At 60.4% G+C, this 25,398-nt stretch carries 22 protein-coding genes; 7 read left to right on the plus strand and 15 right to left on the minus strand.

The window, feature by feature from the left end; genetic code table 11:
• Positions 1-37: 37 nt before the first annotated feature.
• From betA to betI, 3 genes are all read right to left on the minus strand, one after another.
• Positions 38-1,738: a choline dehydrogenase gene (gene betA / locus KGB07_RS10000; protein WP_046039333.1), complete on the minus strand. Its 1,701-nt coding sequence runs from the start codon at positions 1,736-1,738 to the stop codon at positions 38-40.
• Between the two features lie 140 nt (positions 1,739-1,878).
• On the minus strand, positions 1,879-3,351 hold the full coding sequence (gene betB / locus KGB07_RS10005) for a betaine-aldehyde dehydrogenase (protein WP_223465286.1): 1,473 nt from the start codon (positions 3,349-3,351) through the stop codon (positions 1,879-1,881).
• Between the two features lie 61 nt (positions 3,352-3,412).
• Positions 3,413-4,006: a transcriptional regulator BetI gene (gene betI / locus KGB07_RS10010; RefSeq protein WP_046039336.1), complete on the minus strand. Its 594-nt coding sequence runs from the start codon at positions 4,004-4,006 to the stop codon at positions 3,413-3,415.
• 380 nt (positions 4,007-4,386) lie between these two features.
• Here betI and KGB07_RS10015 point away from each other — a divergent pair, with 380 nt between their 5' ends.
• Positions 4,387-6,327 carry a BCCT family transporter gene (locus tag KGB07_RS10015; protein ID WP_223465367.1) on the plus strand — a complete coding sequence of 647 codons (1,941 nt, stop codon included), beginning with the start codon at positions 4,387-4,389 and terminating at the stop codon, positions 6,325-6,327.
• 255 nt (positions 6,328-6,582) lie between these two features.
• On the opposite strand, the gene choV is transcribed toward KGB07_RS10015, so the two are convergent.
• The 3 genes from choV to KGB07_RS10030 form a co-directional block, all read right to left on the minus strand.
• Positions 6,583-7,761 (minus strand): choline ABC transporter ATP-binding protein, encoded by a 1,179-nt coding sequence (gene choV, locus KGB07_RS10020; RefSeq protein ID WP_046039341.1) that lies wholly within the window; start codon positions 7,759-7,761, stop codon positions 6,583-6,585.
• A complete protein-coding gene (gene choW, locus KGB07_RS10025) occupies positions 7,758-8,603 on the minus strand; it encodes a choline ABC transporter permease subunit (RefSeq protein WP_046039343.1) in 846 nt (281 codons plus the stop codon). The genes choV and choW overlap by 4 nt, the downstream gene beginning before the upstream one ends.
• A 66-nt stretch (positions 8,604-8,669) precedes the next feature.
• Positions 8,670-9,614 carry a choline ABC transporter substrate-binding protein gene (locus tag KGB07_RS10030; RefSeq protein ID WP_046039346.1) on the minus strand — a complete coding sequence of 315 codons (945 nt, stop codon included), beginning with the start codon at positions 9,612-9,614 and terminating at the stop codon, positions 8,670-8,672.
• A gap of 435 nt (positions 9,615-10,049) precedes the next feature.
• On the opposite strand from KGB07_RS10030, the gene KGB07_RS10035 reads away from it, so the two are divergent.
• A complete protein-coding gene (locus KGB07_RS10035) occupies positions 10,050-11,426 on the plus strand; it encodes an L-serine ammonia-lyase (protein WP_223465287.1) in 1,377 nt (458 codons plus the stop codon).
• Positions 11,427-11,977: 551 nt separating this feature from the next.
• Complete coding sequence (locus KGB07_RS10040) at positions 11,978-13,081, plus strand: GlxA family transcriptional regulator (RefSeq protein ID WP_007975492.1); 1,104 nt, start codon at positions 11,978-11,980, stop codon at positions 13,079-13,081.
• A gap of 96 nt (positions 13,082-13,177) precedes the next feature.
• On the opposite strand, the gene KGB07_RS10045 is transcribed toward KGB07_RS10040, so the two are convergent.
• The 6 genes from KGB07_RS10045 to choX all read right to left on the minus strand — a co-directional run bounded on the left by KGB07_RS10045 (position 13,178) and on the right by choX (position 18,744).
• A complete protein-coding gene (locus KGB07_RS10045; protein ID WP_046039350.1) occupies positions 13,178-13,444 on the minus strand; it encodes a hypothetical protein in 267 nt (88 codons plus the stop codon).
• Between the two features lie 385 nt (positions 13,445-13,829).
• A complete protein-coding gene (locus KGB07_RS10050) occupies positions 13,830-14,993 on the minus strand; it encodes a gamma-butyrobetaine dioxygenase (RefSeq protein ID WP_223465288.1) in 1,164 nt (387 codons plus the stop codon).
• Positions 14,994-15,006: 13 nt separating this feature from the next.
• A complete protein-coding gene (locus KGB07_RS10055) occupies positions 15,007-15,483 on the minus strand; it encodes a thioesterase family protein (RefSeq protein ID WP_223465289.1) in 477 nt (158 codons plus the stop codon).
• A 136-nt stretch (positions 15,484-15,619) separates the two neighbouring features.
• Positions 15,620-16,585, minus strand: coding sequence for an L-carnitine dehydrogenase (locus tag KGB07_RS10060; protein WP_223465290.1), 966 nt, complete (start codon positions 16,583-16,585; stop codon positions 15,620-15,622).
• A gap of 230 nt (positions 16,586-16,815) precedes the next feature.
• Complete coding sequence (locus KGB07_RS10065) at positions 16,816-17,703, minus strand: 3-keto-5-aminohexanoate cleavage protein (RefSeq protein ID WP_008048151.1); 888 nt, start codon at positions 17,701-17,703, stop codon at positions 16,816-16,818.
• Between the two features lie 96 nt (positions 17,704-17,799).
• Positions 17,800-18,744, minus strand: a complete 945-nt coding sequence (gene choX, locus KGB07_RS10070) for a choline ABC transporter substrate-binding protein (protein WP_046039360.1) — start codon at positions 18,742-18,744, stop codon at positions 17,800-17,802.
• A 224-nt stretch (positions 18,745-18,968) separates the two neighbouring features.
• Here choX and KGB07_RS10075 point away from each other — a divergent pair, with 224 nt between their 5' ends.
• The gene (locus KGB07_RS10075; RefSeq protein ID WP_046039362.1) at positions 18,969-19,913 is read left to right on the plus strand and encodes a GlxA family transcriptional regulator; all 945 of its coding nucleotides are present in this window, start codon (positions 18,969-18,971) and stop codon (positions 19,911-19,913) included.
• Between the two features lie 124 nt (positions 19,914-20,037).
• On the opposite strand, the gene KGB07_RS10080 is transcribed toward KGB07_RS10075, so the two are convergent.
• The 3 genes from KGB07_RS10080 to KGB07_RS10090 form a co-directional block, all read right to left on the minus strand.
• A complete protein-coding gene (locus KGB07_RS10080; protein ID WP_046039547.1) occupies positions 20,038-20,454 on the minus strand; it encodes a DUF3010 family protein in 417 nt (138 codons plus the stop codon).
• Between the two features lie 33 nt (positions 20,455-20,487).
• Positions 20,488-20,811, minus strand: coding sequence for a helix-turn-helix domain-containing protein (locus tag KGB07_RS10085; RefSeq protein ID WP_046039364.1), 324 nt, complete (start codon positions 20,809-20,811; stop codon positions 20,488-20,490).
• Positions 20,812-21,027: 216 nt separating this feature from the next.
• Positions 21,028-21,429, minus strand: a complete 402-nt coding sequence (locus KGB07_RS10090; RefSeq protein WP_046039366.1) for a lysozyme inhibitor LprI family protein — start codon at positions 21,427-21,429, stop codon at positions 21,028-21,030.
• Positions 21,430-21,665: 236 nt separating this feature from the next.
• On the opposite strand from KGB07_RS10090, the gene KGB07_RS10095 reads away from it, so the two are divergent.
• The 3 genes from KGB07_RS10095 (at position 21,666) to dgcA (ending at position 25,328) form a co-directional block, all read left to right on the plus strand.
• Complete coding sequence (locus KGB07_RS10095) at positions 21,666-22,643, plus strand: dipeptidase (protein WP_046039549.1); 978 nt, start codon at positions 21,666-21,668, stop codon at positions 22,641-22,643.
• A gap of 78 nt (positions 22,644-22,721) precedes the next feature.
• Positions 22,722-23,252, plus strand: a complete 531-nt coding sequence (locus KGB07_RS10100; RefSeq protein ID WP_008048169.1) for a DUF5943 domain-containing protein — start codon at positions 22,722-22,724, stop codon at positions 23,250-23,252.
• 15 nt (positions 23,253-23,267) lie between these two features.
• Positions 23,268-25,328: a dimethylglycine demethylation protein DgcA gene (gene dgcA / locus KGB07_RS10105; RefSeq protein WP_046039367.1), complete on the plus strand. Its 2,061-nt coding sequence runs from the start codon at positions 23,268-23,270 to the stop codon at positions 25,326-25,328.
• Positions 25,329-25,398 lie beyond the last annotated feature (70 nt).

The raw sequence follows: 25,398 nt of genomic DNA on the forward strand, positions 1-25,398 counted from the left end.
AGCCTGCTCGCGAATAGCCGTAACGCGGTGTAACGCCTTAAGCGATCTGGCTCAATTCCCGCACCGGCTTGCCCTTCACCGGCGCTTCACCCGCCACATAGTAAGTGGCGGTGCTGCGCGGCAACGGCTTGCGGCCACGGATCTTGTCGGCGATTTTCTCGGCCATCATGATCGTTGGTGCGTTGAGGTTGCCGGTGGTGATGATCGGCATGATCGACGCATCGACCACCCGCAGGCCTTGCATGCCATGCACGCGACCTTCGCCATCGACCACGGCCATTTCGTCGGTGCCCATCTTGCACGAGCAGGACGGGTGGAACGCGGTTTCGGCGTGCTCGCGGATGAACTTGTCCAGTTGCTCGTCGCTCTGCACGTCGATGCCTGGGCTGATCTCTCGACCACGGAAGGCATCCAGTGCAGGTTGCTGCATGATTTCACGGGTCAGGCGGATGCCGTCGCGGAATTCCTGCCAGTCCTGCTCGGTGGCCATGTAGTTGAACAGGATGCTCGGGTGCTGGCGCGGGTCCTTGGACTTGGCCTGGATGCGCCCGCGGCTCGGCGAACGCATGGAGCCCATGTGCGCCTGGAAACCGTGCTCTTTCACACCGTTGCTACCGTTGTAGTTAATCGCTACCGGCAGGAAGTGGTACTGGATGTTCGGCCATTCGAATTCCGGACGGGTGCGGATGAAACCGCCGGCTTCGAACTGGTTGCTGGCGCCGATGCCGGTGCCGTTGAACAGCCACTCGGCACCGATGGCCGGCTGGTTGTACCAAAGCAGCGACGGGTACAGGGAGACCGGTTGGGTGCAAGCGTATTGCAGGTACAGCTCAAGGTGATCCTGCAGGTTTTCACCGACGCCCGGCAGGTCGTGGACCACCGGAATGTCGAGCTTGTTCAGCAGCTCGGCCGGGCCGACGCCGGAGCGTTGCAGGATCTGCGGTGAAGCGATGGCGCCGGAGCACAACAGCACTTCCTTGCGCGCCTTGACCTCAACGCGCTCTTCAGCGGCGCCGACCAGGTAACGCACGCCGACCGCACGCTTGCCTTCGAACAGGATCTTGTCGGTCAGGGCGTGGGTGACGATGGTCAGGGTCGAACGCTTCTTGGCGACGTCCAGGTAACCACGGGCGGTGGAAGCACGACGACCTTTCGGTGTCACGGTGCGGTCCATCGGGCCGAAGCCTTCCTGCTGGTAGCCGTTCAAGTCTTCGGTACGCGGGTAACCGGCCTGCACGCCGGCTTCAACCATGGCGTGGAACAGCGGGTTGTTGCCGGCTTTCGGCGTGGTCACGCTGACCGGGCCGTCGCCACCGTGGTAGTCATTCGGTCCGATGTCGCGGGTTTCCGCTTTACGGAAATACGGCAGGCAGTCCAGGTACGACCAGTCTTCCAGGCCTGGCAGTTTCGCCCAGCCGTCGTAGTCCATGGCGTTACCGCGGATGTAGCACATGCCGTTGATCAGCGAAGAACCGCCCAGGCCCTTGCCGCGACCGCATTCCATGCGACGACCGTCCATGTGCGGCTCGGCATCGGTTTCGTAGGCCCAGTTATAGCGACGGCCTTGCAGCGGGAACGCCAAAGCGGCCGGCATCTGCGTGCGGAAGTCGAAACGGTAGTCCGGGCCGCCCGCTTCGAGCAGCAGGACAGTGACGCCTGCGTCTTCGGTCAGACGGGTCGCCAGGGTGTTACCGGCCGAGCCGGCACCGATGATGATGTAGTCGAATTCTTGGGACATTGAATGCCTCCGTGAGCTGCAAGCCTCAAGCTTCAAGCTGCAAGTAGAAGCAGCGAAGCGGGGCTTGGTTGAAATGAGAGCGGTGGGCAAGCAAGGCTTTTGCCCTTGCTTGCCGCTTGAAGCTTGTGGCTTGCCGCTGCTCAGAACACTGAGCTGTAATCGCCCAGCTCGACCTGTACCGATTTGATGCGGGTGAAGTTGTTCAGCGAGCTGATCCCGTTCTCACGGCCGACACCCGACTGCTTGTAGCCGCCAACCGGCATCTTCGCGTCGGACTCGCCCCAGGCGTTGATCCAGCAGATACCGGCTTCCAGCTGATGAATCACGCGGTGGGCGCGGTTCAGGTCCTTGGTAACGATACCGGCGGCCAGGCCGAAGTCGGTGTCGTTGGCGCGGCGGATCGCTTCTTCCTCGGTTTCGTAGGACAGGATCGCCATTACCGGGCCAAAGATTTCTTCACGCACGATGGTCATGTCGTCGGTGCAGTCGGTGAACACGGTCGGCGCCACGAACGCACCTTTGGCGAACTCGCCGTCAGTCAGGCGCTCACCGCCGCATAGCAGGCGGGCACCTTCTTCCTTGCCCTTGGCGATGTAGCCCAGCACGCTTTCCATGTGCGCAAAGCTGACCAGCGGGCCGAAGTTGGTGTTTTCGTCTTCCGGGTTGCCGATGCGGATGCGCGCAACGCGCTCAGCGATCTTGGCTTCGAAAGCGGCCTTCAGGTGGGCCGGTACGAACACACGAGTGCCGTTGGTGCAAACCTGGCCGGAGCTGTAGAAGTTGGCCATCATCGCGGTGTCGGCGGCGCGATCGAGGTCGGCGTCGTCGCAGATGATCAGCGGCGATTTGCCGCCCAGTTCCATGGTCACGTCCTTGAGCGAAGAGCTCGAAGCGCTGGCCATGACTTTCTTGCCGGTGTCGGTGCCGCCGGTGAACGAGACTTTCTCGATGCGCGGGTGTTCGGTCAGCCAGGTGCCGACTTCACGGCCGCTGCCGGTCAGGACGTTGAACACACCGTTTGGCACGCCGGCTTCGGTGTAGATCTCGGCCAGTTTCAGGGTGGTCAGCGAGGTGACTTCGCTTGGCTTGAAGATCATCGCGTTACCGGCCGCCAGGGCTGGTGCGGATTTCCACAGGGCGATCTGGATCGGGTAGTTCCACGCGCCGATACCGGCCACGACGCCCAGCGGCTCGCGACGGGTGTAGACGAACGAAGTGGTGCGCAGCGGAATCTGCTCGCCTTCGATGGCCGGTACCAGGCCTGCGTAGTACTCCAGCACGTCAGCGCCGGTGACGATGTCGACGTAGCGGGTTTCGGAGTAGGCCTTGCCGGTGTCCAGGGTTTCCAGGGCGGCCAGTTCGTCGTTGCGCTCGCGCAGGATTTCCACGGCGCGACGCAGGATGCGCGAACGCTCCATGGCGGTCATGGCGGCCCAGATCTTCTGGCCCTTTTCGGCGCTCACCACAGCGCGTTCGACGTCTTCCTTGGTCGCACGTTGCACTTTTGCGAGGACTTCACCGTTAGCCGGGTTGATGGCTTCGAAAGTGGCGTCGCTGCTGGCGTCGCTGTACGCGCCATCGATGTAGAGTTTTTGCAGTTCGAAACGGGCCATAAAGTCCTCGCAAGAGCATTAAGTGGCTGGCGCGTTCGGTGGTTGAGCGTTTATGTGTGCTCTAACTCACCCGCTTGGCCAGTTGGGTATCCATGTATTCGTAAGCAATCTGTTGCGCCTGCTCGGTGTCGAAAGCATCTCCCGACAGCGCGCCGCGCAACCACAACCCGTCGATCAACGCTGCCAGGCCTCGGGCGGCACTGCGCGCATCATTGAGCGGCAGCACGCGGCGGAACTGGCAGCACAGGTTGGAATACAGACGGTGATCGTTGATCCGCTGCAACCTGTGCAAAGACGGCTGGTGCATGCTGGTGGCCCAGAAGGCCAGCCAGGTTTTCATTGCCGGGCCATTGACCTGGCTGGCGTCGAAGTTGCCTTCGATGATCACCTGCAGATGCGCCCGCGGGCTGTCATCTCTCAGCGCCTGTCGGCGCAGGGTGACGTTCTCGCTCAGGACGGTCATCAGGTACCCCATGGTGGCGGCAATCAGGCCGTTCTTGTCCCGAAAGTAGTGACTGATGATGCCATTCGAGACACCGGCCAAACGGGCGATCAGCGCAATGCTGGCGTCCCCCATTCCGACCTGATCGACGGCCTGCAAAGTGGCTTCGATCAATTGCTGGCGGCGGATGGGTTGCATACCGACCTTGGGCATCTTGCACATCTCCTTAGGCCTTCCGGTGGACGTGGAACGGCTACCGGGTTGAAGGCCAGTCTATTTTGTTTTGATTGAACGTTCAATCAACAAAGAATAAGATCTGCGACAAATCGTCGCTGCCTGTGAATTTTCCTACGTGCAGTGGCGGAAAAAACGACAACTGAAACGGCTCGAAACCTACGCGCTGCGGCGCTCCAGGGGTTTCGGGCTTTTTTCGGGGTGTCTTTATATCACCCGCCGGTCGGCTGCCCACTAATCGATTGGTCGGGTAACACGTTTGTCTTGCGTTCTTCTCTCGCACTGCCCGGAGCATCTGTGCCATGAGTTCTGCCTCGCTAATAAAGACCCCACCCGAGAAGGTGACGGTCAACGGTTGGGTGTTCTACACCTCTACCGCGTTGATTCTGTTGTTGACCGCCATTCTGATCATCGCCCCGCAAGAGGCCGGCAGAATGCTGGGTACGGCGCAAGCCTGGTTGTCCCGCAGCTTCGGCTGGTACTACATGGTGGTGATTGCCGCCTACCTGATCTTTGTCGTCGGCCTGGCGTTTTCGTCCTACGGCAAACTGAAACTGGGCAGCAAGGACGACACCCCGGACTTCAGCTACGGCGCCTGGGCGGGGATGCTGTTCTCCTCAGGTATCGGCATCTCGTTGCTGTACTTCGGTGCGTCGGAGCCCCTGGACCACTACTTCAACCCACCGGAAGGCGTGGCCGGCAGCAACCTTGCCGCCCGTCAGGCGGTTCAGCTGACATTCCTGCACTGGGGCCTGCATGGCTGGGCGATCTACGCGCTGGTGGGGTTGGCCGTGGCGTACTTTGCCTACCGGCATAACCAGCCGCTGGCGTTGCGTTCGGCGTTGTATCCGCTAGTGGGCGAGCGTTGGGTCAAGGGCGCTGCCGGGCATGCGGTGGACGGCTTCGGCATGTTCGTGACCCTGCTGGGGCTGGTGACGAACCTGGGGATCGGTTCGCTGCAAGTGTCGTCGGGGCTGGAAAACCTGTTCGGCATGGAACACAGCAACACCAACCTGCTGATCGTGATCATCGTGATGAGCACCGTGGCGACCATCGCTGCCGTGTCGGGTGTGGAAAACGGCATCCGCCGTCTGTCCAACCTCAACATCGTGCTGTTCAGCGGCCTGCTGATTTTCGTGCTGTTGTTCGGCCCGACCCTGCACCTGCTCAACGGCTTCGTACAGAACGTCGGTGACTACCTGAACGGCGTGGTGCTGAAGACTTTCGACCTCTATGTGTACGAAGGCGACAGTGAGAAATCCGACCGCTGGTTGGGCCTGTGGACCCTGTTCTACTGGGCCTGGTGGATTTCCTGGGCGCCATTCGTGGGCATGTTCATCGCGCGTATTTCCCGTGGCCGCACCGTGCGTGAACTGGTAGCCGGCGTTCTGCTGATTCCGCTGGGCTTCACCCTGGCGTGGCTGTCGATCTTCGGTAACTCGGCTTTGGACCTGGTGATGAACCATGGGGCGGTGGAGCTCGGGAAGACGGCGCTGGAACAGCCGTCCATGGCGATCTACCAGCTGCTTGAGCATTACCCGGCGTCGAAGGTTGTGATCGGCGTGTCGATCTTTGTCGGTTTCGTGCTATTCCTGACCCCGGCGGATTCCGGCGCGGTGATGATGGCCAACCTTTCGTGCAAGGGCGGCAATGTCGACGAAGACGCGCCGCACTGGCTGCGGATCTTCTGGTCGGCGGTGATCACCCTGGTGACCATCGGCCTGCTGTTCGCCGGCAACTTCGAAGCCATGCAAACCATGGTGGTGCTGGCCGGTCTGCCGTTCTCGGTGGTGCTGGTCTTCTTCATGTTCGGCTTGCACAAGGCCATGCGCCAGGACGTGCAGATCGAACAGGAGCAGGCGGAACTGGCGGCACGCGGTCGCCGTGGTTTCAGCGAGCGTTTGACCCAACTGGACCTGCAGCCGAGCCAATCGGTGGTGCAACGTTTCATGGACAAGCAAGTGAGCCCGGCGCTGGAAGATGCGACGGCGCAAATGCGTGCTCAAGGCCTGCAAGTGCAGACACTTCTGGGCAAGTCCAAGCGCTGCATGGGCGTACGGGTTGAGATGGAAGAGGGCAACCCTTTCGTCTACGAAGTGAGCCTGGACGGGTATCTGGCGACGCCAACCGAGTCGGCGCAGGTCGATGAAGCGCGTCAGCGTTTCTATCGCGCCGAGGTGTACCTGCACAACGGCAGCCAGGACTACGACTTGATGGGCTTCACCCAGGATCAGATCACCCGTGACGTGCTCGATCAGTTTGAAAGCCATCGGCAGCTCCTTGGCCGGGTTTATAGCTAAGGTGTGAAGGGGTTGCGGTGCAGTGATTGCACCGCAGTTCTAATTGTGGTGAGGGGGCTTGCCCCCGTTGGGTTGCGCAGCGACCCTAAACCCATACACCGCAGTAGTTCAGATAAACCGCATTATCCGGATTTACGACGGCGGCGCCGCCGAACGGGGGCAAGCCCCCTCGCCACAGGGTTCTCTGTTTACAGCTGAATATCTGCACAAACAAAAACGCCGCGATTCTCTCGCGGCGTTTTTGTGTCTGTTGCCTTACCCCAGGTTCTTGCCGAGCAGTGCGTGATACAGCTCGCTGTCGCCAAGAATCCCCACCACATGGTTGTTATCGTGCAGCACCAGTTTGTTGCCGGTCTGATAACGAATCTGCAGCGCATCGCGCATGCCGATGTTCGAGTCCACCAGGGTTGGTCGACGACCCAGGCCTTCAACGGCCTGACCCGGTACCCAGTTCTGCAAGTCCAGCGCAGACCCGTTCTGGCGAGCGCCCTTGATGGTGTTGCCTTCGGCCAGGTCCAGCCACGAATCGCCACCCGGATCGAGGCATACCGAACCGTTGATGCGTTTGCAGTTGTCCAGGCTGCGCATCAGGCTGCGGCCGCACAACACGTTCAGTGGGTTGGTGTGGGCTACGAAGGTCCGCACGTAGTCGTCCGCCGGGTTGAGGACGATTTCTTCCGGTTTGCTGTACTGGATGATCCGGCCGTCCTTCATGATCGCGATACGGCTGCCGAGTTTCAGCGCTTCATCAAGGTCGTGGCTCACGAAGACGATGGTCTTGTGCAACTTGCGTTGCAGTTCCAGCAGCTCGTCTTGCAGGCCTTGGCGGATCAGTGGATCGAGGGCCGAGAACGGTTCGTCCATCAGCAAAATGTCGGCGTCCATCGCCAGTGCGCGAGCCAGGCCCACGCGTTGTTGCATACCACCGGACAGCTCGTTGGGTTTCTTGTTGCGCCACTGGGTCAGGCCCACCAGCTCAAGCTTGTCGTCCACCAGTTTGCGGCGTTCTTTCTCGGGACGACCCTGCATTTCCAGACCGAAGCTGATGTTTTCGCGAACGGTCAACCAAGGCATCAGGGCGAACTTCTGGAACACCATCGCGATGCGCTTGGTGCGCATCATTTTCAGTTCTGCCGGCGTGCACGAGGCAATGTCGATCTGCTTGCCTTCGTGCTCGACGAACAACTTGCCACGGCTGACGGTGTTGAGGCCGTTGATACAGCGCAGCAGGCTGGACTTGCCGGAGCCGGACAGTCCCATCAGTACGCAGATTTCACCTTTTTCGATGTCCAGGCTGGCTTTTTCAACGCCGACAATCTGCCCGGTCTTTTTCAGGATTTCGTTGCGGGTCATGCCCTGGTCCAACAGCTTGAGGGCCTCGCGTGGATCCTTGGAGAAGATAACGTCAACGTTATCAAAGCGAATAATGCTCATGCATCACCCCCTACTTTGGCGTCGGGTTGTTTGCAGATACGGTCGAGCATGATCGCCAGCAGTACGATCGCCAGGCCTGCTTCGAAGCCCAGGGCGATATCAGCAGTGTTCAGTGCGTTGACCACCGGTTTGCCCAGGCCATCGGCGCCCACCAGTGCCGCAATCACCACCATCGAAAGGGACAGCATGATGCACTGGGTGATGCCGGCCGCGATGCTTGGCATGGCGTGGGGCAGTTCGATTCGTGAAAGCAACTGACGGCGCGAGCAGCCAAAGGCCTTGCCGGCGTCCATCAATTCTTCCGGAACATCGCGGATACCCAGGTAAGTCAGGCGTATGGGCGCGGCAATCGCGAACACCACCGTGGAGATCAGGCCCGGGACCACACCCAGCCCGAAGAGGGTGAGGGTAGGAATGAGGTATACGAAGGTCGGTACGGTCTGCATCAGATCGAGTACCGGACGCATTAAAGTATAGAACATCGGCTTGTGCGCGGCGACGATGCCCAGCGGCACGCCGATGACCACACAGACCAGGGTGGCGAACAGCACCTGGGCGAGGGTTTCCATGGTTTCCTGCCAGTACCCCAGATTGAGGATCAGCAGGAAGGAGGCAACGACAAAGGCGGTCAGGCCCCATTTGCGCTGGATGTAGTGGGCGAGCAGTGCGATCAGGCCGATCAATGCCAGCGGGTTGAACCAGGTCAGCGCAAACGTCACGCCGTGGATCATCGTTTCCAGTGTCACGGCGATTGCGTCGAAGGTGCTGGCGCCGTGTTGCGTCAACCATTCAACGAAGCTCGCGATGTACTGGCCTAGGGGTATTTTCTGATCAATCAGCATGGTAGTGAACGTCCGCATGCAAGGAAATAAACAGCCCGGGCAGGCGAACCTGCCCGGCATAAGCGATTACTGCAGTTTGGCTTTCACGGCCTCCAGGCCAGGTTTACCGTCAATGGTGGTCACGCCAGCGAGCCAGGTATCGAGCACCTGTGGATTCTTTTTCAACCAGGCCTTGGCGGCCGCGTCAGGCTTCATCTTGTCGTCCAGGATGTTGCCCATCAGTTCACTTTCCATGTCGACGGTGAACTCCAGGTTCTTCAGCAACTGACCAACGTTGCCGCACTCCTGCGCGTAACCCTTGCGGGTGTTGGTCGCTACGGTGGCGGCACCGAAGTCCGGGCCGAAGAAGTCATCACCACCGGTCAGGTATTGAATCTTGAAGCGCTTGTTCATCGGGTGCGGCGCCCAGCCCAGGAACACCACGGCGGTGTCGCGTTTCTGCGCGCGGTCGACCTGCGACAGCATGCCGGCTTCGGAGGATTCGACGACTTTGAAGCCGGCGGCCTTCAAGCCGAAGGCATCTTTGTCGATCATGCTCTGGATCAGACGATTGCCGTCGTTGCCAGGCTCGATGCCGTAGATCTTGCCGTCGAGCTCCTTCTTGAATTTGGCGATGTCGGCGAAGTCATGCAGGCCCTTGTCGTACAGCGCCTGAGGGACGGCGAGGGTGTACTTGGCGCCCTTGAGGTTGGTGCGCAGGGTTTCCACGGTGCCGGCATCGCGGTAGGCCTTGATGTCGTTTTCCATGGTCGGCATCCAGTTGCCCAGGAACACGTCCATGTTCTTGCCGTCGGCCAGGGACTTGTAGGTCACGGGCACGGAAATCATGGTGGTCTTGGTCTTGTAGCCGAGGGCGTTGAGCACAACGCTGGTGGTCGCGGTAGTCGCGGTGATGTCGGTCCAGCCGACATCGGAGAAGTTTACGGTACTGCATTGCGCCGGTTCTGCGGCTTGCGCCAGAACCGGCAGACTAAGCATGGCGGCCAACAACAACGACGGGGAACCTTTCATGGATGGACTCCTTGGTGTTTTTTTTGGCAGTGTTCCGACTGGACCACCGCACTTATAGGTTGCGGTTGGATGGCGTTCTGGAGACAGCTCTACCACGTCGCCTTGCAATCGAGTCGATATGATCATGTACCAGTGAAAATCTGACGCCTACAGGGTGCGTCGTATCCAGTACAGGGATGGTCGCATCCAGTGTCGGTGACGTCGTTTACAGATTTTTTCAGCCCGATTTCCCCCTCTGAACCGCAAAAAAACGGCGAAAACACAGCGTAAAAGACACGCGGCGCTGGTGGGCATGAGTGCGTCGGTTAGAGACGTCGAACAACTGGATAAAAGCTTGATGATGCGGTCATCTCGGCGGATTGCAGCTTGAGCGTAGCAGCTCCGTCACCGTGCGCTTTCGCGTGCGCAGTGGGCCCATCCAGGAGTTCGGCAGTAATGGCTATCAGTGTTTTCGACCTGTTCAAAATCGGCATCGGCCCTTCCAGTTCACACACCGTGGGGCCCATGCGGGCGGCGGCGTTGTTTGTGCAGGGCCTGCGCGAGCGCGGGCTGCTTGAGCAGGTGCGGCGTGTCGAAGTCCAGCTGTTCGGCTCGTTGTCGGCCACCGGCATCGGCCACGGCAGCGACAATGCGGTGATCATGGGCCTGATGGGCGAGTGGCCGGATGCGATCGATCCGTCGCAAATCGGCATTCGTATCGCCACCCTGCGTGAGACCGATACTCTGCTGCTCGACGGTCGCCTGCCAGTGCCCTTCATCTGGGCCCGGGACATGCGCCTGATCGACGAGAACCTGCCATTCCACCCCAACGCCATGACCCTGATTGTCGAAGGTGATGACGGCGAGTTGTATCGCGACACCTACTATTCGGTTGGCGGCGGATTTGTCGTCGATGAGGCGCAGGCCTCCAGCGGTGTCGTCGACCTCGACCGCACCGTGTTGCCTTATGACTTTTCCAGTGCGGCCGAGCTGCTGGAGCTGTGTAAAAAGCACAACTTGCGCGTGGCTGAGTTAATGATGGCTAACGAGAGGGTGTGGCGCAGCGAGGAGGAAATCCGCAGCGGCCTGATGAAGCTCTGGCGCGCCATGCAGGATTGCGTCGAACAAGGCCTCAAACACGAAGGCATCCTGCCCGGCGGGCTGAACGTGCGCCGCCGCGCGGCCAAGCTGCATCGCAGCCTGCAGGAGCTGAACAAACCCAACGTGATCGGCTCAACCTTGAGCGCCATGGAATGGGTCAACCTGTTCGCCCTGGCGGTCAACGAAGAAAACGCCGCCGGCGGGCGTATGGTCACGGCACCGACCAACGGCGCGGCGGGGATCATTCCGGCAGTGCTGCACTACTTCATGAAATTCAGCGAGGTGGTGACCGACGCCAATGTCGTCGATTATTTCCTCGGCGCGGCGGCGGTGGGGATCCTGTGCAAGAAGAACGCCTCGATCTCCGGTGCCGAAGTCGGCTGCCAGGGCGAAGTCGGTTCGGCCTGCGCCATGGCGGCGGCCGGGCTGGCGGAAATCCTTGGCGCCACGCCAGAGCAACTGTGCAACGCGGCGGAAATCGGTCTGGAGCACAACCTAGGCCTGACCTGCGACCCGGTGGGTGGACTGGTCCAGGTGCCGTGCATCGAGCGCAACGCGATTGCCGCGGTGAAGGCGATCAACGCCGCGCAGATGGCTTTGCGCGGTGATGGTCAGCACTTCATTTCGCTGGATCGGGTGATCCTCACCATGCGCGATACCGGTGCCGACATGCATGACAAATACAAGGAGACATCGCGGGGTGGGTTGGCGGTTAGCGCGGTGGAGTGCTGAGACCGTATTGACCCTGTGGCGAGGGGGCTTGTCGGACCGCCGCACCGCCCCGTTGGGTCGCGAAGCGGCCCTAAAACTTTTACGACTGCTTCGCAGCCGAACGGGGGCAAGCCCCCTCGCCACGGACCAGTCAAAACTGCGCGCTAAGTGAACACCCGCTCGAAAACGCGCCACCTTTTAGCGCGTCGCTCACAGATAAATCGTCTTGCCACTGATCGAGGGCCAACCGGCCTTCGACCGCCCGTCACCCGTGCCTGCGGTGACACTCCTTTCCATCGCGGCGCAACGCCGTTCCCACAAGTGCTACCGAATTGCTCACGGCTTGTGGGCCGGGGCGCTTGCCAGTCCTGATGGCCATTTAAATCCCCCCGCCTTGCAAGACATATATAGACACATTCCGACGTCGTTTTTAGGAGTTATTGAACGCGCATTCAAATTTAGGCATGGCAATTGCTCTGTCATTACAAAGCCCGTCTCCCACGCGAGAACGATGGCAATAAAAAGAGCCTCCGCCTGAGGCCATCACCCGCTTTGTGTGAGGAGATACCGCGATGACGACGTTCAACTCCGGGGCCCAACCCCAGAACCGTGCGCCTCAATCCATCGGCTTTCTGCTGCTGGACAATTTCACGCTGATTTCTCTGGCCTCCGCAGTGGAACCCCTGCGCATGGCCAACCAGTTGTCCGGTCGCGAGCTGTATCGCTGGACCACCCTCACCGTCGACGGCGGCCAGGTCTGGGCCAGTGACGGCCTGCAGATCACCCCCGACGCCTCCATGCACAAAGCCCCGCCAATGGATACCGTGATTGTTTGCGGCGGCATCGGCATCCAACGCACTGTTACCCGCGAACACGTGTCATGGCTGCAAAGCCAGGCTCGCCAGTCCCGCCGCCTTGGCGCGGTGTGCACCGGCAGTTGGGCCCTGGCCTGCGCCGGCCTGCTCGACGGGTTTGATTGCAGCGTGCACTGGGAATGCCTGGCGGCGATGCAGGAAGCTTTCCCCCGTGTAGCGATGAGTACCCGCTTATTCACCCTCGACCGTAACCGTTTCACCAGCTCCGGCGGTACCGCGCCGCTGGACATGATGCTGCACTTGATCAGCCGCGATCACGGTCGTGAGCTGTCGGCGGCCATTTCGGAAATGTTCGTCTACGAGCGCATCCGCAACGAGCAGGATCACCAGCGAGTGCCGCTCAAGCACATGCTCGGCACCAACCAGCCGAAGTTGCAGGAAATCGTCGCGTTGATGGAAGCCAACCTCGAAGAGCCGATCGACCTGGACGAACTGGCGGTGTATGTCGCGGTGTCCCGTCGTCAGCTCGAGCGGTTGTTCCAGAAGTACCTGCACTGCTCGCCGTCGCGTTACTACCTGAAACTGCGCCTGATCCGCGCGCGCCAGCTGCTCAAGCAAACGCCGATGTCGATCATCGAAGTGGCGTCGGTCTGTGGCTTCGTGTCCACGCCGCACTTCTCCAAGTGCTACCGCGAATACTTCGGCATTCCGCCGCGTGACGAGCGCGTAGGGTCCAACACCACCCAGCAAGTGGCGATGATGCCGTTGCCACAAGCGCTGGTGCTGTCACCGTTGTCCGGGCCGTTGTCGGCGCTGAGCCAGGCGCGCAATGAGTCGACGTTTGCCAGTGTAAGGCTCTAGACCGGGGCGACTTCATTCGCGAGCAGGCTCGCTCCCACATTTGATCTGTGTTGTTCACAGAACCAATGTGGGAGCGAGCCTGCTCGCGAAGGCGTTTTATCGGGTGGTGTGGTTTTGCTGATACTCCGCCAACGCCGGCAGCAATTGTTTGTCGATGGCCTGGCGCACTGCCGGCAGGATCGTCGCGCTGCTGGTGTACATCTCCTTGACCATCTTGCGAAGTTCATACGCCCGGGCATCGTCCAGGCCCCTTACCACGCACTCGCAAGCCTGCTCGGCAGTGGCTCCATTGGGCACGTTGAATCCCAACGACTTGAGCTGGCCCAACAGGTCTTCCTGGTCTATCAAATCGGCGTGCATCATGACGCAATCCTTCTTCAGGGAACGGTGTCGTGGTTCGATTCTGGTAGGGGTGCCGGGTGTCGGCAAGGACGAATTGTCGCAATGGCTCAATTGGTTATGAACATGTCGTTTTCGGCTAACCTGGCCCGCGGGGGAGTGGGCACACTGGACTCAGCTCGCTTCACGAAGGTTTGGTCACCCTCGCACGGCAGCTCCTCAACAGTACCCTCTGCCTCGATCCTGTCACGGCTTGATCGGGGTTTTTTTTGCCTGTGATTCAGTGGGTTTTGTGTTGATTGATATACCGCCTTCGCGAGCAAGCCCGCTCCCACATTCAGCCGCGTTCCTATGGGAGAATCCGATCAACTGTGGGAGCGAGCCTGCTCGCGAAGAACGATGACGCGGTCTAGCGCTGTAACACCAGAATCCGCGACAACAACTCATCCCGGTCCACATAGCAGCCCTGGAAGTGCCGCGCCCCGGTGGCGGGGTCGAAGGCGTTGCGGGCATGCAGGGTGCGGCGGTTGTCGAAGCACCACAGTTCACCGGGATTGAGCCGCTGCATCAACCTGAACCGAGGCTCGCGGGTCATCGCGATAAAGCGCCGGTAGGCCTGATACAGCTTGGGCATCTGCTCCACCGAGGCATCGAACGGCCCGCGCAGAAAGTTCGCCATGCGGATCTCAGACACCTGCCCCAACGCATCCAGTGCAATGATCGGCGCCAGACAGCGGTAGTCGCTGTGACGGTCCTTGTTGCGAAACTCCACGGGGATTTCGCAGAGGCTTTTGAAGGATTCGGGGGCCTCTCGGCGCAAGGCGTCGGCAATGGCAAAACCGTCGACAAAAATGCTTTCGCCACCCTCGGCGTCATTGACCAGGCAATGCAAAAATTGCAGCCCCGGTTGCAACTCTCGGGTCGGCAAGTCGCTGTGCAGCGGCAGGTTGAAGGCGGTGTAGGCGTTGCTGTCGGCGTCGGCCTTGGATTGCACGTTGAACAGCACGCCGAAATTGCTCTCGCGGATGAAGGAAATTCGTTGGGCGATCAGCTTCAACGAGCCGGGCTCGGTGGGCACGCCACGGACCTGGGTCAATCCCACATCCCGCACCGCCAGCAGCCATTGCAGTAACGCTTGCGAGTCGTTCATCAGCGCCTGGTATTCGAACACTGGCAACTGCAAATCGCTGTGCCAGAGCCTGGCTTTAGGCTTGCGCTGCTGACGCTCGGCGCGGGATTCGTCGTCATAGGCATGGGCGCGCAGCCAGCCAGGGTCGAAACGGCTTGAGTGGCCGTCCTGCCAATCAACCGACAAACAGCCATCGCCGTCGATACTGGCGTTATCGGGCATCAGATCTTCAGCCACATCGACGATTTCAAGCACTTGCTCGCGGGTCACGCTGTAGACGCACTGCGGGCACGGGCAGTTATCCCGTAGCCATTGATGGTGGAAAGGGCTGACGCGATCGTCGGCCCACTTCACCAGAACACGGTCCGCCAGGGTCTGCACGCCAGTCAGCGCGCTGATCAACGGATAGGTACGAAAGTCGGCAAATGCTACGGCGGTGTTCATGGCGATCTCCTTGTTATTTTTTTGGGGGTAATGCGATCACTCGGCCAATGTACTCGGGTGTTGGCAGGTCCGCCTGTTCGGCGACGATAGCTTGCAGCCGGCCCAAGGACAGTTCGCTGAACGGCGCCGAACGCGGCCCGGCGAGTTCCACGTGCAGCAGCATCTGTTCGTTGCCAGCAAGCTCCTGGGCATCACCGACCAGATGCAGGCTGTGATAGAGGTGAACGCGCTTGCTGTCGTGGGCGATGATTTGGGTGTGCACTTCGACCTGGGCGTCGAGCTTCACTTCGTGCAGGTAATTGAGGTGCAGTTCGAGGGTGAACAGCGAGTTGCCGCTGGCCTCGCGGCTGTTGCTGTCCAGGCCCAGGCGATCCATCAGGGCATCGGTGGCGTAGCTGAAGATCAGCAGGTAGAAGGCGTCGCGCAGGTGGCCGTTGTAGTCGACCCAGTCGGGGATGATTTTGGTTTGGTAAGTTGTCAGGGTGGGCATGGTTCTGGTTCCGAGATTTGTGGTGACTGTACCGGCGCTTTCGCGAGCAGGCTCGCTCCTACATTGGAATGCATTCCCCCTGTAGGAGCTAGCTTTCTCGCGATGGGGCCAGTGCTGCTGGCCCCAAGGCCTGGGCTTACTCGCTGAAAGCCATCCCATGCTTCTCTTTGGTGGTCTTCACCGCCTCCAGCACCGCCAGCAGGCAGTCATCACGATAGCGCTCCAGTGCCGAAATGCTGTGTTTGCCCAGTTGATCGCTGGTGCCGTCGACCACGTCGTCGATCAGCTTGTCGGTCAGCTCTGGCGCCGGCAGGTAGGTCCACGGCAATTGCAACGCCGGGCCGAACTGCGCCATGAAGTGACGCATACCGGCATCGCCACCCGCCAGGGTGTAGGTCAGGAACGTGCCCATGAACGACCAGCGCAAACCGGCACCGAAGCGGATTGCATCGTCGATTTCACCGGTAGTCGCCACGCCGTCGTTGACCAGGTGCAGCGCCTCACGCCACAGCGCCTCGAGCAGGCGGTCGGCGATGAAACCCGGTACTTCCTTGCGCACGTGCAACGGGCGCATGCCGAGGGATTCGTAAACTTTCATCGCCGCTTGCACCGCTTCAGGGGCGGTGTTTTTGCCGCCGACCACTTCCACCAATGGCAGCAGGTAAACCGGGTTGAACGGGTGACCGACCACGCAACGTTCCGGGTGCGTGGCGCTCTCGTAGAACTCGCTCGGCAACAGGCCGGAGGTGCTGGAGCCGATCAACGCATTGGGTTTGGCCGCCGCGCTGATTTTGCTGTGCAGGTCCAGTTTCAGTTCCAGACGCTCCGGGGCGCTTTCCTGGATGAAATCGGCATCGCGCACGCACTCTTCGATGGTCGCGACAAAACGCAGGCGATCCTGCGATGCACCCGGCGCCAGGCCTTGTTTTTCCAGCGCGCCCCAGGCACTTGTAACGCGTTTGCGCAAGGCAGCTTCAGCGCCGGGCGCCGGGTCCCAGGCCACTACATCCAGACCATGGGCGAGGGCGCGGGACACCCAGCCGCTGCCGATGACACCGCTGCCCAGCGCTGCGAAGGTTTTGATTTCGGTGATGAAGGTCATGGCAATTTCCTGAATTTGGCTCGGAAAAAAACTGTGGGAGCGAGCTCTGTGGCGAGGGGGGCTTGTCGGAATGCCGCACCACCCCGTTCGACTGCGAAGCAGTCGTAAACCATTGAGCTTGGTGTGTCTGAAACACAGCAGTTTCTGGTTTTAGGGCCGCTTCGCGACCCAACGGGGGCAAGCCCCCTCGCCACAAAAGCTCGCTCCCACAGGGGGAAAGTGTGTAAGGGTCAACCGCGCTTGGTCAGGCCCATTTTTGCCCGGCCTTCAGCCGGGGTCAGGACGCGGGCACCGAGGCGGCTGAGGATTTCACCGGCGCGCTCGACCAGTTGGCCGTTGGTCGCCAGCACGCCCTTGTCCAGCCACAGGTTGTCTTCCAGTCCGACCCGTACGTTGCCGCCGAGCAACACCGCTTGCGCCGCCATCGGCATCTGCATGCGACCGATACCGAAGCCCGCCCAGACCGCGTCGGCCGGCAGGTTGTCGACCATGGCTTTCATGGTGGTGGTGTCTGCCGGCGCGCCCCAAGGGATGCCCAGGCACAGCTGGAACAACGGGTTGTCGAGCAGGCCCTCCTTGATCATCTGCTTGGCGAACCACAGGTGGCCGGTGTCGAAGATTTCCAGCTCGGCTTTCACGCCCAGCTCTTGAATGCGTTTGGCGCCAGCGCGCAGCTGGGCCGGGGTGGAGACGTAAATGGTGTCGCCGTCGCCGAAGTTCAGGGTGCCACAGTCGAGGGTGCAGATTTCCGGCAGCAGTTCTTCGACGTGGGCCAGGCGGGTCAGCGGGCCGACCAGGTCGGTGTTCGGGCCGAATTCCATCGGGTTTTCGCCGGCACCGATTTCCAGGTCGCCGCCCATGCCGGCGGTGAGGTTGACGATGATGTCGACGTCCGCCTCGCGGATGCGCTCCATCACTTCGCGGTACAGCGCCACGTCACGGCTGAACTTGCCGGTTTGCGGGTCACGCACATGGCAGTGAACCACGGTGGCGCCGGCCTTGGCGGCTTCCACGGCGGCAGCGGCGATTTGTTTCGGGGTGACCGGCACGTGTGGGCTCTTGGCGGTCGTGTCGCCAGCACCGGTGAGTGCGCAGGTGATGATGACGTCGTGGTTCATTTGGGCGGTTCCTTACAGGCGAGTTTTTGGTTTTGGCCAGGCGTGGTGGTCCCGTTCGCAGCCCGTCGGGGCTGCGAGTCGGTGGTTCTATCGGGTTTATTTACTGGTCAGTTGCAGGTTTTCAGCGGCCGGTTTGCCATCGAAGGTGGTGACGCCTTCAAGCCAGCGCTTTTTGTCCTGCGGGTGATCCTTGATCCATTGCTTGGCCGACTCGAAAGCGTCCTTGTGATCCAGCAGTGGCTGCATCATCCGGCTCTCGTCTTCGGCGGTGAACGTCAGGTTGCTCAGCAGGCGACCGATGTTCGGGCATTGCTCGGCGTATGTCGGTGCAGTGACGGTCCACACCGTGGCCTTTCCTTCGTCCGGCCCAAGGGCGTTTTCACTGCCGGTGAGGTAGGTCATTTTCACGTTGACGTTCATCGGGTGCGGCGCCCAGCCGAAGAACACCACGGCTTCATTGCGACGTACGGCGCGATCCACGGCGGCGAGCATGCCGGCTTCGCTGGACTCGACCAGCTGGAACTTGCCGAGGCCGAACTGGTTCTTGGAAATCATCGCCTTGATCTGGGTGTTGGCGCCCGAGCCAGGCTCGATGCCGTAGATCTTGCCGCCCAGTTCTTTTTCGAATTTGGTGATGTCAGCGAAGGTTTTCAGGCCCTTGTCGGCGAGGTAGGTCGGCACGGCTAGGGTCGCGCGGGCGTCCTGCAGGCTTGGCGCTTCAAGCACCTTGACCTGTTTGGCGTCGACGAACGGGGTGATGGTCTGGGTCATCAGCGGGTTCCAGTAGCCGAGGAACAGGTCCAGACGCTGGTCGCGGATCCCGGCGAAGATGATTTGCTGGGAGGCGCTGGTTTGTTTGGTGCTGTAGCCGAGGCCATCGAGCAATACCTGGGTCATGGCGCTGGTGGCGATCACGTCGGTCCAGTTCACTACACCCATGCGCACGTTCTGGCACGCGGCGGGTTCGGCTGCCATGACACTGGCGCTCAGCAAAGCGGTACCACTGAGTGCAAGAACACAGCTGCTGATCAGTCGTTTCATCTCAGGTTCCTCGGCAGTTCGTTTATTGTGAGTTCCGGTGTCTGATGCGCCGGTGATGCCAAGTTACGCAGCAAAGCACCGATGAAAGCGCACTGCGGCGACCAGCTCTTGCACTGCAGCGACCTGTGCTCTTGAATGCCGCTCGCAACTGGCGTATCAACATCCCTACGCTGCCCGCCCTCTCGTTACCTGGCCTCTTGTTACCTGCTAAGCGAGTGCGCTCCATGTCCCAGGATTTCTACTTCTTGTTGATGCCGGGTTTCTCGGCCATCGGATTTATCTCGGCCATCGAGCCGTTGCGGGTCGCTAATCGATTTCGTGGCGAGCTGTATCGCTGGCATGTGCTGAGCGCTGATGGCGGGGCGGTGCTGGCCAGTAACGGCATGTCGGTCAACGCCGACGCGGCGCTGGAACCGCTCAAGAAAGGCGCGACGCTGCTGGTGGTCGCCGGCTTCGAGCCCCTGAAGTTCACCACCCCGGCGCTGGAGCACTGGCTGCGCCGCCTGGACCACGAAGGGGTGACCCTAGGCGCCATCGACACCGGCAGCTTCATCCTCGCCGAGGCGGGTTTGCTCGACGGTCATCGCCTGACCTTGCACTGGGAAGCCATCGACGCCTTCAAGGAATCTTATCCACAGCTCAGCGTCACCCAGGAACTGTTCGAGATCGACCGCCGGCGCATCACCTCTGCCGGCGGCACCGCTTCCATTGACCTGATGCTGGATTTGATCGCCCAGGCCCACGGTCCGGAATTGGCTATTCAGGTCAGCGAGCAATTTGTGCTCGGCCGCATCCGCCCACGCAAAGACCACCAGCGCATGGAAGTAGCCACGCGCTATGGCATCAGCAACAAGAAACTGGTGCACGTGATCGGCGAGATGGAGCAGCACAGCGAACCGCCGCTGAGCACGCTGGAACTGGCGGAATCGATCAAGGTGACGCGGCGACAACTGGAGCGCCTGTTTCGCCTGCATCTGAACGACACGCCGAGCAATTTCTACCTGCGGTTAAGGCTGGAAAAGGCCCGGCAGTTGCTACGGCAGACGGATATGAGCGTGCTTGAAGTGAGCATTGCCTGCGGGTTTGAATCGCCGTCGTATTTCACCCGCAGTTATCGGGCGAAGTATGAGCGCTGTCCGCGGGAGGACCGGCGTACCGCGAAAGCATAAACACCCGAAAACCCTGTAGGAGTGAGCCTGCTCGCGAAGGCAGTCTGTCAGACACATTCATGTCGACTGATGCACCGCTATCGCGAGCAGGCTCACTCCTACAGTTGTACAGCGGTGCCTGAGATTACTTCTTCACCAACGCCGAACACGCCGCTTTGTAAGCCTCATGCTGATATTTGTTCAGCGTCCCTGGCAGTTCGAAATTGTGCTTCTTGGCCTGGGCATTGATGGTCTGCGGCGACAGCAGGGCTACCTCGCAATTCTCCAGTAACTGGAAAACCCCTTCGATCTTGAAGGTGGTCGGCCCGCCAGCGAACTCGCCTTTCTTGCTGCGCTTCTTGATCGCGATGCGGTCGATGGAATTCTCGCGGACAAACGAGGCGACCTGAGCGGCGAACACTTTGACGTTGGCGGCTTCGTCGTCATCGTCCAGGGCAATTTTCTTGGTGGCGAGCGCGACATGGCCCAGCGCCTGACCGTCCAGCGTGGCCACGGCGATGATCGCTTCGCTGCCTTTGATTTCGATGCCGCAGACTTTCATGTTCAATCCCATTAGTGACAGAGGGTGTGTAGCTTACAGCTCAAGCTGACTGGCGGTGATGCCAAAAGCCGCAGCGATCTTCTCGCGGGTGGCCTTGCGAGGCTTGGCGACAGTCTCTTGCTGGGCGAAGGCCGGTTGAGTGATGCCCATGCGTTTGGCCACTTCTTCCTGGGTAAGGTTCAAGTGTTCGCGCCAGGCGCGGATGGGAGTAGCGCCATCGACGATTCGGCTCACCACCTCATGGGGGATCAAGTCGGGTTCGATTTTCTGCGCCACGTATTGTGCATAGGGAATGACCACGAAGGCTGGATTACCTTCGGCGTCATTGATGATTTGGATGTCAGTAGGTGCGTTCATCTCGGAAAAATATAAGTCTTTTATAAGAATTGCGAATCTTTGCTTATATTTTTATGGTTGGCCATCAACAACATTTGTCGGCATGTTGCGTGAAAAGTCCACAGAACAGCGGCTTTGGACAGAAGCTGTAGGTCAGATCAGAGTACTTTGTGGGAAAAGGGTTTTTGGGCGATTGAAAGCTGGTGGTAGTCCCAGCTTTCACCGGAATTTTCAGGACTACTCCTGCCCAATCGACTCCAAAAACTCCGACCGTTCATCACTCATCCGCGCCACACAATCGTTCTGGGCAATGGTGAACGCCTTGCTGCCAGCGGTAGTCGGGAAGGCTTCGACGGCGCAGTCTGCGTCGCGGGTCTTCAGCCATTGCTGTTGGGCGGCCTTGATCTTGGCGGTGATGTCGGCCAGTTGCGACGGGGTTTTGCCGTACTGCGACTGCATGCGCTCGGCCAGGCCCTGGAGGTTTTCCTTGAGCAGGTCTTCGGCGGTGGTTTTGCTGAAGGCCGAGCATTCCAGGGTCTGGACGTCGTTTTCGACTTTGTCGCACGGGTTGTCGTCGGACACCTCCGCTGCGTGTACGCCGGTCGCAATCAGTGCCATTGCCAGAATGATCGATTTCATTATCGTTGCCGCTCTTGTCCAGTGAAGCATCCAGTGATGCGGCGAATTCTGGCCCAAGCAGGCGGCCTTGAACAGGTCGGTGATTGTGCCTGGCGACGACCCTTTGTCGCGGATTGACGCTTTCGGCAATTCCCCTGTCGTTTTTGCACCCGGCTGCTTAGGCACCGAGGCATATGCTGGCCCCAAAGCGCCGGCAGACGATTCGGCGCATGAATCGCCAACAAGGGGACAGCCTGATGAGCCCAGCCGAATTACACGCCGACAGCATCGTTATCGACGGTCTGATCATTGCCAAATGGAACCGCGAGCTGTTCGAAGACATGCGCAAGGGCGGTCTGACGGCAGCCAACTGCACCGTGTCGGTGTGGGAGGGCTTTCAGGCCACCGTCAACAACATCGCCGCCAGCCAGAAGCTGATCCGCGAGAACAGCGACCTGGTGATTCCGGTCCGCACCACCGCCGACATCCGTAAAGCCAAGGAGCAGGGCAAGACCGGCATCCTTTTTGGCTTCCAGAATGCCCACGCCTTTGAAGACCAGATCGGCTATGTCGAAGTCTTCAAGCAGCTTGGCGTCGGTATCGTGCAGATGTGCTACAACACCCAGAACCTGGTGGGCACCGGTTGCTACGAGCGTGACGGCGGCCTGTCGGGCTTCGGTCGCGAAATCGTCGCCGAGATGAACCGGGCAGGCGTGATGTGCGACCTGTCCCACGTCGGTTCCAAGACTTCCGAAGAAGTCATCCTCGAATCGAAGAAACCGGTCTGCTACTCCCACTGCCTGCCGTCGGGGCTCAAGGAGCACCCGCGCAACAAGTCCGATGAAGAACTCAAGTTCATTGCCGACCACGGCGGCTTTGTCGGCGTGACCATGTTCGCGCCGTTCCTGGCCAAGGGCATCGATTCGACCATCGACGACTACGCCGAAGCCATCGAGTACGTAATGAACATCGTCGGCGAAGACGCCATCGGTATCGGCACCGACTTCACCCAGGGCCACGGCCAGGACTTCTTCGAATACCTGACCCACGACAAGGGCTACGCCCGCCGTCTGACCAGCTTCGGCAAGATCATCAACCCGCTGGGCATCCGCACCGTGGGCGAGTTCCCGAACCTGACCGAGACCCTGCTCAAGCGCGGCCACTCCGAGCGCGTGGTACGCAAGATCATGGGCGAGAACTGGGTCAACGTCTTGAAAGATGTCTGGGGCGAATAAGCCGCCGCACTTCTGAATCCTTTCCCGCTGCCGTCCGTGCAGCGGGCAACACAACAAATTTTCTGGAGTTAAGTTTCCATGGCCAAGATCGCCCCGCAATTGCCAATCGAAGTCGACAGCGAAACCGGTGTCTGGACCTCCGACGCCCTGCCGATGCTGTACGTGCCACGTCATTTCTTCGTCAACAACCACATGGGCATCGAGGAAGTGCTGGGCGCTGAAGCCTACGCCGAAATCCTCTACAAGGCCGGCTACAAGTCCGCCTGGCACTGGTGTGAAAAAGAAGCCGAATGCCACGGCCTGGAAGGCGTCGCAGTGTTCGAACACTACATGAAGCGCCTGTCGCAGCGTGGCTGGGGCCTGTTCAAGATCCAGGACATCGACCTCGACAAAGGCACCGCCAGCGTCAAGCTCGAACACTCGGCGTTCGTCTACGTGTACGGCAAGGTCGGGCGCAAGGTCGACTACATGTTCACCGGCTGGTTTGCAGGGGCGATGGATCAGATCCTCGCCGCTCGCGGCAGCAAGATCCGCACCGTGGCCGAACAAGTCTACGGTGGCTCCGAAGAGGGCCACGAAGACGGCTTGTTCACCGTCAAGCCGTTGTAAGTCGAGGAACCCGCCATGGCTTTCGAAGCAATGTTCCAGCCGATCCAGATCGGCAAACTGACCATCCGCAACCGCGTGCTCAGCACCGCGCACGCGGAGGTCTATGCCACCGACGGCGGCATGACCACCGACCGGTACGTCAAGTATTACGAAGAGAAAGCCAAGGGTGGGATCGGCCTGGCGATTTGCGGCGGCTCCTCCAGCGTGGCCATCGACAGCCCGCAAGGCTGGTGGAAGTCGGTGAACCTGGCGGACGACCGGATCATTCCGCACTTCCAGAACCTGGCCGATGCCATGCACAAGCATGGCGCCAAGATCATGATCCAGATTACCCACATGGGCCGTCGTTCCCGTTGGGACGGCGAGCACTGGCCAACCCTGCTGTCGCCGTCGGGCATCCGTGAGCCGGTGCACCGTGCGACCTGCAAGACCATCGAGCCGGAAGAAATCTGGCGGGTGATCGGCAACTACGCCACTGCTGCGGCGCGGGCCAAGGCCGGTGGCCTGGACGGCGTCGAACTGTCGGCCGTGCACCAGCACATGATTGACCAGTTCTGGAGCCCGCGGGTCAACAAGCGTACCGATGAATGGGGCGGCAGCTTCGAGAACCGCATGCGTTTCGGCCTGGAAGTGATCAAGGCTGTGCGCAAGGAAGTCGGTCCGGATTTCTGCGTCGGCATCCGTCTGTGCGGTGATGAGTTCCACCCGGATGGCTTGTCCCATGAGGACATGAAGCAGATCGCCAAGTACTACGACGACACCGGCATGATCGACTTCATCGGTGTGGTCGGCTCGGGTTGCGACACCCACAACACCCTGGCCAACGTTATCCCCAACATGAGTTATCCACCGGAGCCGTTCCTGCATCTGGCGGCCGGTATCAAGGAAGTGGTCAAGGCACCTGTACTGCACGCGCAGAACATCAAGGACCCGAACCAGGCGACCCGTATTCTGGAGGGCGGCTACGTCGACATGGTCGGCATGACCCGCGCCCACATCGCCGACCCGCACCTGATCGCCAAGATCAAGATGGGCCAGGTCGACCAGATCAAACAGTGCGTCGGCGCCAACTACTGCATCGACCGTCAGTACCAAGGCCTGGACGTACTTTGCATCCAGAACGCCGCGACCTCCCGTGAATACATGGGCGTGCCGCACATCATCGAGAAGTCGACCGGTGTGAAGCGCAAAGTTGTGGTGGTCGGTGCCGGTCCTGCCGGGATGGAAGCCGCTCGCGTGTCGGCCGAACGTGGCCACGACGTGACCCTGTTCGAGAAGAAAGAATTCATCGGTGGCCAGATCACGACCGCATCGAAAGCCCCGCAACGGGACCAGATCGCCGGTATTACCCGCTGGTTCCAACTGGAATTGGCGCGTTTGAAAGTTGACCTGCGCCTGGGCGTGGCGGCCGATGCGGCAACCATTCTCGACTTGCGTCCAGACGTGGTGGTGCTCGCCGTCGGCGGCCATCCATTCCTGGAGCAGAACGAACACTGGGGCGCGGCTGAAGGCCTGGTGGTCAGCAGTTGGGACATCCTTGATGGCAAGGTTGCACCGGGCAAGAACGTACTGGTCTACGACACCATTTGCGAGTTCACCGGGATGTCGACGGCCGACTTCCTCGCCGACAAGGGCAGCCAGGTCGAGATCGTCACCGACGACATCAAACCGGGCGTGGCCATCGGCGGTACGTCGTTCCCGACTTACTACCGCAGCATGTACCCCAAAGAAGTGATCATGACCGGGGACATGATGCTGGAGAAGGTCTACCGCGAAGGCGACAAGCTGGTGGCGGTGCTGGAAAACGAATACACCGGCGCCAAAGAGGAGCGGGTGGTCGACCAGGTGGTGGTGGAAAACGGCGTGCGTCCGGACGAAGAAATCTACTACTCGCTGAAGGAAGGCTCGCGCAACAAAGGCCAGATGGACATCGAAGCCTTGTTCGCGATCAAGCCGCAGCCATCGCTGAGCACCACGGGTGACGGCTACTTGCTGTTCCGTATCGGCGACTGCGTGGCTCAGCGTAATACACACGCTGCGATCTATGACGCGCTGCGGTTGTGCAAGGATTTCTAACAGTATCACCATCATCACTGTGGCGAGGGGGCTTGCCCCCGTTGGGCTGCGAAGCGGCCCCAAAATCAGT

The organism is Pseudomonas sp. GL-RE-26, assembly GCF_019956275.1.
Lineage (GTDB): Bacteria > Pseudomonadota > Gammaproteobacteria > Pseudomonadales > Pseudomonadaceae > Aquipseudomonas > Aquipseudomonas grandcourensis.